We start from the raw sequence: 13,310 nt of genomic DNA, 5'->3' as shown, positions 1-13,310 counted from the left end.
CTACTTGCTCAACCAAGCCGTGAACCTGATACGCGTCTGATCGATTACCGCGGCACTTGCTTACCTGGCTTTGCGCTTTTGGGACTCTTTCAAGCTGTTGGCCACGGTGAGATAGTAGTTTCGGGCCGTCGCATTCATCTGGCGCTCACCCAACTCTCGGAGGACCCGTACCTTTACCTCGGTCGCCAGACTATCGTTCGGATCGAGCGCGAGCAGGTAATCAGCCTGTTCTGCGGCCCACTGGAACTCTTCGACCTCAAGCGCTGCTTCCGCACTCTCCAACATTTTCTCTCGACCACCGATCATAGCGACCAGCTTTTCCGCCCGCTCCTTATCGGTCATCGGAAAGATTTTGGTTGGGTTACCGTCAAACCAGCCCGCATTCTGAGAGTAGATACCGCGCACCGACCATGCGACAGTACCGTAGAATTCTTGCAGATAAGGATGCTTCGCGAGCTTTTCCGGCAGTTTAATTTCCTGGACCAGCTCGTCGGGTGTCTTCCCTTTGGCAATGCCCTCCATCGTCCTGTCATAGACGAATTTGATGCTGTCGCGAGAAGCCATAAGTGCGTCTTTCGCTTCAGCGGCATTCTGGATAGTGCCCATATGTCCGGGAACCACGAAATCCGGATTAAGGGCGATCAGCTTGTTCAGGCTCGAAATCCACTTCTCCACCGGGCGAGTTGGCAAGCCCCGCAGCGGAGCGATGTTGGGGAAGGTCTTCAAGAAGACATCACCAGCGATGAGCACCTTGCGATCAGGTAGCCAGACCGAGATGTTCTCGTCAGCTTCGCCCGGCGTGAAGATCAACTTGAGCGGCACGCCCGCAATCGTCAGGTCTTCTTCATCGCCGTCAAACGTCTTGGTCGGGGGGATGAAGCCCTCGCGCGTATGAGGCGTTACCCGGCCGTACTCCAACTGCGTGCCTGCGTTGATGAAGTCCTCGTCGGGCAAGAGAGTACCGAAGGCGTCTCCCCCATCGCGTCGGCCGCGACCTGTATCAGGCTTCGCTGTCATAAGAAGCTTGTGGCTATAGATTTCAGGCTCATCGTTGCCTGCGAACACCGTCGCCCCACCCGTATGGTCGGGGTGGTTATGAGTATAAATAATGGCCTTCACTGGATGGTTCAGTCGGTCACCGAACGCATCCATGATTGCCTTTGCGTCGACGGCGTTGGCGGACGTGTCAACGATGATGGAGCCGCCGTCGCCTTTGATCAGGGTAACGTTGCTAGCCGAATATCCGATAGCCGCATAGACCCCGTCGATGACTTCGACGACGCGCTTCCGAAACTCATCCGAATGGGCCGTCAACTTGTCGCGCCCGGAAAAATCATTAACCGCAAGCGCCGAGGGTGACATGCCGAGGACTGACATCATGCCGTGAATACTCCTGCCCTAAGTGTGGACGAAACTAGCATCTTGCCCGGCCGGACCACAGTGCCCGCCCGGCTGTCGTCGTCTATCCGCGCGGCGCGATGGGAGCCCTTTTTCCGCGTCCCCATAGAATGAACAGGCAGATGGGGAGCAGGATGGCGTTCAGCGGCAAGGCCGACAGTTCGCCGCGTGAGGTATGGAAAATGACGGCCGCGATCTGCAGCAGTACGCACCCCAGTGCGGCCAGAACCGTCAGTCGGGGCAGGACGCGGGTGAGGCCAGGCAGGAGAATGCCGATGCCGCCCGCAATATCGATGAGACCCATCAGCCGCAGGAACCAGGGCGGGACGTCTCCGGGCCAGACCCACATAGCCGCCAACTGATCGATCGGCATGAAGAACTTCATGTAGCCGAATACGGTAAAGGCGATAAAAATAAGCACTTGAGCGATCCAAAGCCCGATCTGCAGAGATTTTGCGGCCGGTGGTGCTGAAAGAAGAGTTGAGCTGTGTGACATCTGATGTCTCCGGAAGAGGTCGTGAACAAGCACCCGTAGGTATGCGCAGCCAGAGCCCCTTCGGATGCCCGGCAGGAAGCGGCATGCCATCGATCAGGTGGGCTTGCTGTTGATCTTACAAACGGAGATGACCAAAGAAAGTGATATAATTTCGCTTATCTCGTTCAAGAAAACTGCTATTGTTGTCGTCGTTTGGAGCTGATGTCGCGCGTCGCGGAACCGCTCAATCGCTTGGAATTGCTATGGATGCGCTGACCCTTGACCAGTTTCTGGTATTCGTCACTACGGTTGAGGAAGGCAGTTTTGCTGCGGCTGCGCGGCGTATGAACAGAGCTCAATCGGCGATCACCTACACCATTCAGAAACTCGAGGAGCAGAGCGGGCTCCCCCTCTTCGACCGCTCCGCCTATCGTCCGATGCCTACCGAGGCGGGAAAGGCGCTGCTGCCGCGGGCGCGACGCATCCTTGACGACGTTGCGGACTGGCGGTACCAGGCCCAGGGGATTTCAAAGGGGCTGGAGGCAGAACTTACTCTGGCTGTCGTAAGCTACACGCCGCCGGATCTCTTAAGCCGCGTCCTAAGTGCATTCAATGCGGAGTTTCCCTTTGTCGAAATCCGTCTTCTGACCGAAACCTTCGATGCCGCGGCGAAAGCGCTGCGTGATGGAACGGTCGATCTCGCACTGCTTGCCGAACGTCAGCCGGAGGAGTTCGAGCGCCGCGTGTGCGGACGGATCGATCTCGTACCGGTCGCAGCCCCCAGGCATGCGCTCGGCCGGATCGAAGGACCATTCAGCGCTGCACGACTGCGGGACCATACCCAATTGGTTATCAGCCCCGCTCCCCATATGGACAGTGGGCGGGACTATGGTGTGCTTGCCGCCAACCGATGGCGCGTCAACGATCTCCAGACCAAATACGACCTCATTCTTGCGGGTGTCGGCTGGGGTTCAATGCCTCGCTCGCGCGTGGAGAAAGACCTTTCGACCGGGCGCCTCGTCGAACTGAAACCGGAAAGTTGGGAAGGGTCGGATTGGATGCCATCGTTCCCACTGGTCATTGCCTACAGGAAGGAAAAGGCGCTCGGTCCAGCCGGACAGTGGCTGGTGAAGGAATGTGTCGCTCAATGGGAGTTGGCCAGTAAACCTTGAGCAACGGCGATAGGCTGTTTGCAACAGGGCAAGGATGTGTACTGGCCGGATCGCCATGTTTTTGGAAAATGCGGCGATCCGGCGAGTGGTTTTCCTGCTCTAAGGAAGCCCTCTCAAATAGCGAATATCGCGCCCTATGCTGACAGCTTGAGCTGCATGGATGATCGCATTGGTATCAAATCCATGATGCCGGTACAGGTCCGCGATCGTCCCCGTCTGCCCGAAATGCTCAACCCCCAACGCCTTTGACGCGGTGCTCATAGACGCCACCGATCCAGGCGAGTGTTGCAAGTCAATCACCGAGATGATCCCGCAGTCCCGCGACAACGGCGCCAACAGACGCTTGATGTGGCTCGTCGCATCGGTGGTTCCTCGCTGCCGGGCGTTCTCGCCAAGGATCGGCCTGCATTCAGGCTCATGAGAAGTCCCCGACGGGCGATGTGGTTGGCGAGATCCTCAATCGAGACGCCCGCCTTGATGTTGCGAACGTTCTTCTGCGAGAGTTCGAGCTTGTCGAAGAAAATGTCCTACGATCGGTCGAGGGTGATCTTCTGAACGGCCTTTGGCATGTCGTTTCTCCGTGGCGGGCCGGCCGGAGCCTCTCTGCGAACCTCTAAACCCGCTGCAAACGTTCCTCCCCCCTCTCCTCCCGGCCGCGCTGCGCCCTTCCCGGTTCGCGCTGTCTGCGGAACCGGTTCCAACCCATCCGAAAAACTCTGGGGGGACGCAGCGCCTCATCGCCATTGGCACGTGGAAGCGCTCCGACGCGCATTCTGACTGCAGATGGATAGCTCTGACCCGACCAGCATCGGCAGAAACGGAGCAAGCGCTGAGGCGTTCAGCAATTGATGGCAGGCTTTTTCGGTTTCGCGCCTGCTGAAGACGCGTTCGATTCGATTTTGCTGCTTGTCGAGCTCGCGGCCGTAGGGGCCGCTGGATCGTCGACGACAGCGGCCTGCCCCGCGGCAATGAGCCGAAGAAGATGATCGGCCGATTTCCGATCACCTTCGCCCCAAATCAACTTGGGCCATCTCCCCTGCCGGTGTGCGGTAATAAAATCCGGCTGGAACCCGAGGTCCTCGGTCTGAAGAGGAATGAGTCACCACTTCGCGTGCAATGACGATCGCAGGCTGGCTACGACCTGCCAACGACAGCCGGGCCGTGCTCTTAGCGGCGGGCAGCAATCAAGCCGATTTCGACCTTGGCTCCAAGTGGAAGGGAAGCCACTCCGATGGTTGTCCGAGCCGGAAAAGGCTTCGAGAATTGGCGTTCGTAGACTGCATTCATCGCCGGGAAATCCTTCATGTCGGTCAAATAGACCGAGCATGTAACGACATCATCAGCAGTGAGTCCGGTTTCAGCCAGCACAGCAAATAGATTACCGAAACACTGGGCGGTCTGCGCGCTAATATCACCTTCGATCAATTTTCCAGTTGTAGTGTCAAGCGGCGTCTGCCCGGAAAGATGGATGAAACCGTTGGCTTCAACAGCATGGGAATACGGGCCGACAGTGGCGGCACTGTTGATGTTGTAAGCTTTGCGAGGCATGGCGCGTCACCTTTGCGGAGGTTGGGTTGCGAGTTTCAGTGTCCCGTCGGCGTCGACCGGGTTTAGCATTGGTATGCCTCGTCAATATTCGTTGTGAACTGGGAGTGGCCGTCAGCCTTGTTCCGACTTTCGGGCGGCGGCGGCAAGCATCGCCTCACCGATCTGGTGGTCGCCTTGGGCGTTCAGAATTTCGCCAGCGTTTCGGATGTCGCGGAGTTCCTTGTTCTGGCTGAGCTTGACCTTGCCGACAAGGCGGGTCACTTCGATCTCCAGCCCAACGATCGCCTTGACCATCGCATCGATGAATTCCCGGGGCGCATCACCCATCTTCCATGGGACAGGCTGCCTCCCCTCGTGTCTATGGGTCAGCTTGGCGACATTGCGACGGACGTAACGCTCGTCATCGTGGATCGTGATCCGTCCGTGCGCATGCGCCACCAGGTAGTTCCAAGTCGGAACCTGCTTGTGGAACTCCTGCTTGCTCGGATACCACTGTGGCGAGATGTATGCGTCCGCCGCGCGGAACACCACGAGCACGTCATCGCCTGTCGCCACATCCTGCCAGACCGGATTGTTACGAGCGACATGGCAACGAAGGGTCCCGTATTCTCCCTGCGATCGGTCAAGTTCGAAAGGGATGTGATTGGCGTCGAGGCCGCTTGCTCCGTGGGTGATCAAAACACCAAGCACATTGTTCTCGATCATGTCGTAAAGAACGTCTCGGTTTGGCTCATTGAAATGCGGAGGGACATACATGACTGATCCTTTCGTTGATCAAGCCTCACAGGTTCACCAGCCGGAGCCTGAGGGCAGATTTTGCAAAACCTCGGCGATCTCGCGCTTTGCAGCAGCAGAGACCGGCAGGATCGGGCGTGGAGGTTCGGTGGAACAAATGTCCAGCAATTCGGCGAGCGCATAGACGACGCGAAAGCTGGAGAATTTCTTGAAGAGGTCCCACAGAGGCATCAGTTTGCGGTCCAGTCTGCGTGCTTCCTCGGCGTCCCCGCGCTGCGCCGCCCTGACGATTTTCAGACAGGGTTCCGGCAAGATGCCACCGAGGACGCTGTACCATGTGTCGGCTCCGGCGATCATTGCTTCGCAGCAGTTCCGGTCGCCACTGTAGCCGATCGAGAATTCTTCCGGAAAGATGCGCCTCTGCTCAGCCAGATGACTGTTGATCGTGTCGGTGCCATCGGTTGGATTCTTGATCGCGACGATCCCCGGCACCTCCGCGAGACGACCGACAAGTGCCCGGGTGAAGTGGAAGTGCGTGGTGCCTGGGTTGTCGTAAATGACAATCGGCAGCCCGCTTTCGCGCGCCACGGTCGAGAAATGTTCGAACACCTCGTCGTCGGTCAGCGGCGCGTAAGTGACAGCCGCGAGCAATCCCGCTGTAGCGCCGATAGCCTTGGCGTCCTGAGCGAACTTCACTGCCTCATCGGTGCGCAGCGCGCCCACGCCGACAACGACAGGCGTTTGCCCTCCGGTTTCGCCGAGCGTCTCGGTGATGGCCCGACGTCGTTCCTCGCGCGTCAGGTACATGTAGCTGCCGGTGCTGCCGAGCAGGCCGATGGAATCGACTTGCGCTGCGCAAAGCCTGGCAACCAACCTGCGCAGCGCCATGGCATCGACACGACCGTCACGGTGAGTTGGCGTGATAGGGAAAGCGGAAAGCCCGCTCAGGATTGCCATTGCATTGCTCCAGATTTCTGCATGACCGTGTCAGTGTTGAAATCGATGCGGAACTGGGCTCATCAGAGCACGTCCAGCGCCTGCCTCAGATCGGCAATCAAGTCGTCGGCATCTTCCAGGCCGACCGAAAGACGCATGAGGTCCTCTCCAACGCCATCGGCAAGATGCGCGTCCTTGCGTATACTCTTGCGAGCACGTGTCAGGCTGGCCGGATGGTAGATGAGGCTGTCGGCATCACCGAGACTGACAGCCCGGGTGACCAGCCCAAGCCGATCCATCATCCGGCGCGCGCCTTCGAACCCGGCATGGAGACCGAAAGCCAACATACCTGATCCTTGTGACATTTGCCTTCGAGCAATTGCCTGATCAGGATGCGAGTCGAGAAAGGGGTAGCTCACCCAGGACACGGCGGGATGCGCCTGAAGCGCCTGCGCGATCGCAAGCGCGGTAGCGCTGTGCCGCTCCATTCTGAGCGTGAGCGTCTTCAGGCCACGCAGGATCAGGAACGCCGACATTGGCGACAGCGCCGCACCCGTGATGTAGCGCAGGCCAGTTTCGTGCAGCGTGTGGAGTGTCTCCGCATCGCCGAGAATCGCGCCGCCGAGGGCATCCCCATGACCGTTGATGTACTTGGTCAGTGAGTGGAGGACGATGTCGGCTCCGTGCTCAAGCGGTCGTTGGAGCGCGGGCGAGGCGAAGGTGCTGTCGACCGCGACCTTCACACCATGCGCATGGGCGCGCTCGGCGATTGCCCCGATGTCGAGGATGCGGCTCAGCGGGTTCACCGGGGTCTCAAAGAAGACAAGACGGGTCTTGGCAGTGATTGCTTGATCCAGGCTGCCGGGATCAGCCAGATCGACCGCAACAACCTTGATGCCGAACCGGGGGAACGCCTGCTCGACCATGGCAAGCGTGTTTGCATAGAGGGTCTTATGGACGACAAGCTCATCGCCTTGCGACAGGAGCGACAGGGTCAACGCGCTAAAAGCCGCCATCCCGGAGGCCACGACCAGGCCCGCCTGGGCCCCTTCCAGATTGGCGAGCCTTGTCTCGAGAATTTCCGTCGTCGGATTGTATTCGCGAGCGTAAAGCCTGCCGCCAAGTGCTGCGGCCGCCTCGTTCGCCGCCACACTCTCGAAGCCGTAGGTGGAGTTCAGGAAGACCGGCGTCTGAACAGCATTGGAGAAACAGGCTGGGTCATAGCCGTGATGGATCGCCCTGGTGGCGAAACCGAGACCGGCATCGTGCGACGACTGCCCGCCAGCATCCATTTTTGTTTGATCTGTGGTGCGGGTCATCGGCCTTGAAGGTCCTCTTGGATTTCAGGCAGAATGTGCTCAAAGTGGCGTATATGGAATGTCCAGTTGGCGATGAAAGAAATGGTCCAGTCCCCCAATTCCGGCTCAGCGGGTCGTTCGCACGGCATGGGCTCGCGCCAGATCTACGAAGCGCTTCGAGACCAGATCCTTGGGGGTGTCTACGAGACCGGCAGTCAGTTGCCGTCCTCCCGAGGTCTTGCAAACGAACTTGGCGTTTCGCGAACGACAGTCACTATTGCCTATGAGCAACTGGCCGCGGAAGGCTTCATCGAAGTCCACCAAGGCGCACGTCCCCGCGTTGCATCATCGCTGCTCGAGCCCAGCTCCAGCAGCGCGTCGTCGAAACGGGTCGTCTCGGTTCGCCTGTCCGCCTATGGCGAACGGCTGCGGAACAGCACACCCTGGCCGGATTATTTGCCGAACGCGTTGAAGGTTGATTTCCGATATGGTGACCTGGCGCCGTCCGATTTTCCGACACTGATCTGGAAACGCGCCATGAACGCCGCGATGGCGCAACGCCCTGCGCGGCTTGCCTATGACGATCCTCGCGGATCACGCCGCTTGCGCCAGGCCCTGCAGGGCTATCTCTGGCGCGCCCGAACCGTCAGCTGCAACATTGAGCAGATCATTGTCGTCAATGGTTCGCAGCAGGGCCTGGATCTAGCTGCGCGCCTGCTGCTCGATCCCGCCGATCGCTTCGTAATAGAGGACCCATGCTACAGAATGGCGCGTCAGGTCTTTGCCAGCACAGGTGCGACGCCCGTGCCCGTCGATGTCGACGCAGATGGGATGAAGACGGCGTTGCTGGCAGAAGTCGACGCACGGCTGGCATACGTCACGCCCTCGCATCAGTTTCCCCTGGGCGGTGTCATGCCAATCGCGCGCCGGCATCAGCTTCTGGAGTGGGCGCGTCACGAGGACGCCTATGTGATCGAGGACGACTATGACAGCGAGTATCGTTACGACATCAATCCGGTACCTCCGCTGCACCGGTTGGATGGCGGCAGCAACGTCATCTACCTCGGGACGATTTCCAAGACGCTCTCGCCGATGCTACGCATCGGGTATCTCGTGGTCCCCCTCGATCTGCGGGAGGCCTTCGCTACGGCCAAACAATTGGTGGACCGGCACTCTCCTGTAGCCGAGCAGGAGGCCCTGGCCTCTCTGATCGAGAGCGGTTCGTATGAAAGCCATGTGCGCCGTGTGCGCAGGCTGAACGGCGAGCGCCGCAAGACACTGCTGAGCGCATTGCAGCGAAACTTCGGGAACCGAATCGCAATCGAAGGCGTCGACGCCGGATTACATGTTGTCGTGTGGTTCAACGACCTTCCGCAAACCCTGGAAGCGCCACTGATCGCAGCCGCGCGACTCGCAGGCTTGGGGTTGCATCCGGTTTCGCCGCTTTACAATCGGCAAGAAAACCAAAGGCGCGCCGATCGAGTCGGGTTGGTCATGGGCTATTCGGCCTTGAGCACACGGCAAATCGACAATGGTGTTCGGATACTGCGGAAGGCCGTAAAACAGCTACAACAGTGAGCTTTCCGATCGCTGCCGGGGCAGCAATATCGTTCGGCCCGGAGATCGGTCGATGATTGAGACATGCGCCGCCAGCACGACAAAGCAGCACTGGACTGGCTGAACGCAACGCAACTGGCGCTGTTGATCACACCAGTCTCATGGCAGGTTCTTGATAGAATCGAGGTGTGGCTTCGCTGAAAGGCGGATGGAAAACGCGAAGCAGTTACTTCGTCGAGATTCCACTGCTCACTCGATGGTGAAGCCACAATTTTCGAGGGCGATACATGATCTGGCAGGGAAGGCTATTGCACATCCACGTAGCGCCCGCCGCATCCTACGAAATGGAGGAATTGGCGGAGGCGCAGCTCATTGCCGGACGCGGCATCATCGGCGACCGGTACTATCTGGGAACGGGGACATATTCTCCCAAACCAGACGTTCGCGAGGTGACGCTGATCGAAGTCGAGGTCCTTGAGGCTATCGCGCGTGGCGAACCCAGGATTCCGGGTCTCAGGGCAAAGCTCGAACCGGAGGACCACCGACGCAACCTGACCACGCGAGGGGTTCCGCTCGGCCATCTCGTCGGCAAACGTTTCCGGGTCGGGGAGACCATCCTGCGGGCGGCGCGGATGAATTTTCCCTGTAAGTACATCGAGCAATTGCTCGGCATTCCAGGTCTCTACGAAGGGCTTTTGAACCGCTCTGGGCTGAACTGCGCGATCGAGGTCGGCGGCTCGATCCGCCCCGGTGATCCGATTCTTCCAATTGACGAGTGAACCGGCATGGCATCGCCCCGTATCATCATGAAACTGACTGTAGTCGCCGCTCGCAAGGAGCCAGGCGACGTTCTGGTCATCGATGTGAAGCACCCGCGCAAATCCCTGCTGCCACCCTTCGAACCGGGCTCCCACGTCGACGTTCATTTGCCCGATGGGAAAGTGCGCCAGTATTCGCTTTGCGGCGACCCGGTGGATCTCAGCCACTACACCATCGCGGTGAAGCGTGAGCAGGCGGGGCGCGGCGGCTCAGCCTGGATTCACGAGACAGTGGCCGTTGGATCGACACTGCCGGTTTCTGCTCCGCGCAATCATTTTCCGCTCGAAGTCGGCCAAGGCCCGGCCGTGCTGCTGGCCGGAGGTATCGGGATCACCCCGATCGTGGCAATGGCGCGCGTCATGGAGCGGTTGGGCAAGCCGTACGAGTTGCATTACTTCACCCGCAGCCGGACACTCACGCCTCTGTTGTCGGTTACCGAACAGGCTCTCGATGCCAGCAATGTCGGGCTACATTTCGACGACGAGCCGGAGACTAGACAGGACCTTGAATCCTTGCTGTCGAGGCGCTCCGCCGATGCGCAGCTTTACTATTGTGGGCCACCTGGCTTCATGGCGGCTGTGGATCGGGCGGCCGCGCATTGGCCGGACGGCACCGTGCACTTCGAGGCCTTTCAGCCGCCTGAGCGCGACGACGGTCCACCGGAACCCTTTACAATCGAGCTCAGGGACGGGACCGTGGTTCCTGTCGCGGCTGATACCTCGGCTCTCACGGCACTACGCGCCGCCGGCGTGCTGCTGATGGCGTCCTGCGAGAACGGGGTTTGCGGGACCTGCGAATGCGGCATGCTGGAAGGCCAACCAATCCATCAGGATGCCGTCTTGTCCAAGGAGGCCCGCGCTCATCGGTTCATTCCATGCATATCACGCGCAACCGGCGTACTGAGGCTCGATTTGTGAAGATCGCACCTGGCCGGATGCTCCGGCGCAACGAATAGTTTCGGGGAACCGGATGACATCGAAAATAGACTATCTGAATGAGATAGAGCGATGCACCTCCTGGCTCGCAGCCTGGACGATCCACCATGCCAACCATGTGCGCGAGAGCGATGAGATCAAAGTCGGTGGCCACCAGGCCTCCTCCGCCTCTCTCAGCACGATCATGACCGCACTCTACTGTTCCGCGCTCCGCCCGCAGGACCGGGTGGCAGTCAAGCCTCATGCGGCGCCGGTCTTCCACGCGATCCAGTATCTGGTTGGCAATCAGACACGAGAGAAATTGGAAAATTTCCGCGGCTACAAGGGCGCGCAGAGCTACCCTTCTCGGACCAAAGATATGGACGACGTCGATTTCTCCACCGGGTCGGTGGGACTTGGCGTCGCTCAAACGCTCTTCTCCTCCCTGGTGCAGGATTATGTTTCCGCCCATGGCTGGGTGAAAGGGCGACCCGAGGGGCGCATGGTCAGTCTGATCGGCGACGCCGAGATGGATGAGGGCAATATCTACGAGGCCCTAATCGAGGGCTGGAAACATGGGTTGAGGAATTGCTGGTGGGTCGTCGACTACAATCGTCAGTCGCTCGACGCGGTCGTCCGCGAAGGTCTCTGGCAACGGTTCGAGCAGATCTTCAAGAACTTCGGCTGGGACGTGGTGATCCTGCGCCATGGCTCGCTGCAACGGGCCGCCTTTGCCGAACCCGGTGGGGAGAAGCTGCGTGAGTGGATCGAGCGCTGCCCCAACCAACTCTATTCGGCGCTCACCTTTCAGGGAGGGGCGGCCTGGCGAAAGCGTTTGCTTGACGAGATCGGCGATCAGGGGCCCGTCACAAAATTGATCGAACGCCGTTCCGACGACGAGTTGCAAGCGCTCATGGTCAATCTGGGCGGCCACGACCTGCCGAGCCTGCTCGACGCCTTTGAAGCCGCCTCGCGGCACGACCGGCCCGTCTGTTTTATCTGCTACACGATCAAGGGTTATGGTCTACCGCTGGCCGGTCACAAGGACAACCACTCCGGCCAGATGACGACTGGCCAGATGGACGGCTTCCGCCAGCAGATGGGCGTACGGCCCGGCGACGAATGGAATAAATGGGCAGCCGCGACAATGCCTGCGGCGGAGCTTGAAGCCTTCATCGCCCAAGCTCCCTTCTTCAGTGAGGGCCGTCGACGGTTCACTGCGCCAGCAGTTCCGGTTCCCGAGGCGCTCCCCGCTCCGGTGCAGGGGGAAAAAGCGGTTTCGACCCAGATGGGCTTCGGCCAGATTCTGAACGAGATCGCGCGCAGCAATAGCCCGCTCTCCGAGCGTATCGTTACCACCTCGCCGGATGTTACCGTGTCGACCAATCTCGGTCCGTGGGTCAACCGGCGCGGGCTCTTTGCTCGTGAAAGCATGGCCGACATATTCAAGGCCGAGCGCATTCCCTCGACATATAGTTGGGAGTTCGGGCCCAAGGGCCAGCACCTCGAACTGGGCATCGCCGAGTCCAATCTCATGATCATGCTGGGCGCGCTGGGCCTTTCGCATTCTATCAATGGCGTGCGGCTGCTGCCGATCGGGACCGTGTATGATCCCTTTATCTATCGCGCGGCCGATCAATTGAACTACGCCTGCTACCAAGACGCGCGCTTCCTCCTGGTCGCCACGCCATCCGGTGTGACGCTGGCCCCCGAGGGCGGGGCGCACCAGTCGATCGGCACCCCGCTGATCGGCATGGCGCAGGATGGACTTTGTGCCTTTGAGCCGGCCTTCGTCGATGAACTCGCGGTGATGATGCGTTTCGCCTTCGATTACATGCAGCGCAACGGCGACGGTGATCCTGATGAAATCACATGGCTGCGCGATCAGACGGGCGGATCGGTCTATCTGCGCCTCTCCACCCGGCCGGTGGAGCAGCCTCGGCGCACCATGAGCACCGATCTGGCGCTGGATATCGTGAACGGCGCCTACTGGCTGCGCCCACCCGGGCCGAATGCCAGCGTGATCGTCGCCTACCAGGGCGTCGTCGCTCCAGAAGCGATTGCCGCGACGGGACTGCTGGCGGAAGACCGGCACGATGTGGGTTTGCTGGCAATCACCTCGGCGGACAGGCTGAACGCCGGCTGGCAGGCCGCCGAGCGTGCTCGCCAGCGTGGAGCGACCGACGCCATGTGCCACATCGAGCGTCTGCTGGCACCGTTGTCGCGCGACTGCGGGATCGTCACGGTCATTGACGGCCATCCGGCGACACTCGCCTGGATCGGCGCCGTGAACGGGCATCGCGTCAAGGCGCTTGGGGTCGAGCATTTTGGCCAGACGGGCACGATTTCAGACCTCTATCGCCACCACGGACTGGATTCGAATGCCATTGTGCACGCAGCGCAAGCGGTCAGTCCGGGACGCACCATCCGGTATCTGAAGTCGCTTCCTTAACAGGGG

General features: G+C 59.9%; 12 protein-coding genes and 1 pseudogene. 6 read left to right on the top strand and 7 right to left on the bottom strand.

Annotation, left to right across the window (positions count from 1 at the left end; genetic code table 11):
• Nucleotides 1-60 precede the first annotated feature (60 nt).
• The gene (locus ACFFNA_RS17140; protein WP_378920090.1) at nt 61-1,380 is read right to left on the bottom strand and encodes an alkyl sulfatase dimerization domain-containing protein; all 1,320 of its coding nucleotides are present in this window, start codon (nt 1,378-1,380) and stop codon (nt 61-63) included.
• Between the two features lie 82 nt (nt 1,381-1,462).
• Nucleotides 1,463-1,894, bottom strand: coding sequence for a DoxX family protein (locus tag ACFFNA_RS17135; protein WP_378920088.1), 432 nt, complete (start codon nt 1,892-1,894; stop codon nt 1,463-1,465).
• Nucleotides 1,895-2,136: 242 nt separating this feature from the next.
• Between ACFFNA_RS17135 and ACFFNA_RS17130 the strand changes: the two genes are divergently transcribed.
• Together ACFFNA_RS17130 and ACFFNA_RS17125 are read left to right on the top strand one after the other, a co-directional pair.
• On the top strand, nt 2,137-3,045 hold the full coding sequence (locus ACFFNA_RS17130; RefSeq protein WP_378920086.1) for a LysR family transcriptional regulator: 909 nt from the start codon (nt 2,137-2,139) through the stop codon (nt 3,043-3,045).
• Between the two features lie 18 nt (nt 3,046-3,063).
• Nucleotides 3,064-3,294, top strand: coding sequence for a hypothetical protein (locus ACFFNA_RS17125; protein ID WP_378920120.1), 231 nt, complete (start codon nt 3,064-3,066; stop codon nt 3,292-3,294).
• An 81-nt stretch (nt 3,295-3,375) separates the two neighbouring features.
• On the opposite strand, the pseudogene ACFFNA_RS17120 reads toward ACFFNA_RS17125, so the two are convergent.
• From ACFFNA_RS17120 to ACFFNA_RS17100, 5 genes and pseudogenes are all read right to left on the bottom strand, one after another.
• Nucleotides 3,376-3,569: pseudogene (locus ACFFNA_RS17120) on the bottom strand (hypothetical protein); the annotation flags it as partial.
• Between the two features lie 643 nt (nt 3,570-4,212).
• Nucleotides 4,213-4,593 carry a RidA family protein gene (locus tag ACFFNA_RS17115; RefSeq protein WP_378920084.1) on the bottom strand — a complete coding sequence of 127 codons (381 nt, stop codon included), beginning with the start codon at nt 4,591-4,593 and terminating at the stop codon, nt 4,213-4,215.
• A 111-nt stretch (nt 4,594-4,704) separates the two neighbouring features.
• Nucleotides 4,705-5,349 carry an FMN-binding negative transcriptional regulator gene (locus ACFFNA_RS17110; RefSeq protein ID WP_378920082.1) on the bottom strand — a complete coding sequence of 215 codons (645 nt, stop codon included), beginning with the start codon at nt 5,347-5,349 and terminating at the stop codon, nt 4,705-4,707.
• Nucleotides 5,350-5,382: 33 nt separating this feature from the next.
• Complete coding sequence (locus ACFFNA_RS17105) at nt 5,383-6,285, bottom strand: dihydrodipicolinate synthase family protein (RefSeq protein ID WP_378920080.1); 903 nt, start codon at nt 6,283-6,285, stop codon at nt 5,383-5,385.
• A gap of 62 nt (nt 6,286-6,347) precedes the next feature.
• Nucleotides 6,348-7,583 (bottom strand): trans-sulfuration enzyme family protein, encoded by a 1,236-nt coding sequence (locus ACFFNA_RS17100; RefSeq protein ID WP_378920078.1) that lies wholly within the window; start codon nt 7,581-7,583, stop codon nt 6,348-6,350.
• 72 nt (nt 7,584-7,655) lie between these two features.
• On the opposite strand from ACFFNA_RS17100, the gene pdxR reads away from it, so the two are divergent.
• The 4 genes from pdxR (at nt 7,656) to ACFFNA_RS17080 (ending at nt 13,304) form a co-directional block, all read left to right on the top strand.
• Nucleotides 7,656-9,140 carry a MocR-like pyridoxine biosynthesis transcription factor PdxR gene (gene pdxR, locus ACFFNA_RS17095; RefSeq protein WP_378920116.1) on the top strand — a complete coding sequence of 495 codons (1,485 nt, stop codon included), beginning with the start codon at nt 7,656-7,658 and terminating at the stop codon, nt 9,138-9,140.
• A gap of 266 nt (nt 9,141-9,406) precedes the next feature.
• Nucleotides 9,407-9,898, top strand: a complete 492-nt coding sequence (locus ACFFNA_RS17090) for an MOSC domain-containing protein (RefSeq protein ID WP_378920076.1) — start codon at nt 9,407-9,409, stop codon at nt 9,896-9,898.
• 6 nt (nt 9,899-9,904) lie between these two features.
• Nucleotides 9,905-10,855 carry a PDR/VanB family oxidoreductase gene (locus ACFFNA_RS17085; protein WP_378920074.1) on the top strand — a complete coding sequence of 317 codons (951 nt, stop codon included), beginning with the start codon at nt 9,905-9,907 and terminating at the stop codon, nt 10,853-10,855.
• A gap of 52 nt (nt 10,856-10,907) precedes the next feature.
• A complete protein-coding gene (locus ACFFNA_RS17080) occupies nt 10,908-13,304 on the top strand; it encodes a thiamine pyrophosphate-binding protein (RefSeq protein WP_378920072.1) in 2,397 nt (798 codons plus the stop codon).
• The last annotated feature ends 6 nt before the right edge of the window (nt 13,305-13,310 follow it).

It is taken from the genome of Mesorhizobium kowhaii, from assembly GCF_042431665.1.
Classification (GTDB): domain Bacteria; phylum Pseudomonadota; class Alphaproteobacteria; order Rhizobiales; family Rhizobiaceae; genus Mesorhizobium; species Mesorhizobium kowhaii.
Note: the sequence above shows the minus strand (reverse complement) of the source record. Positions and strands in the feature narration are given on the sequence as shown.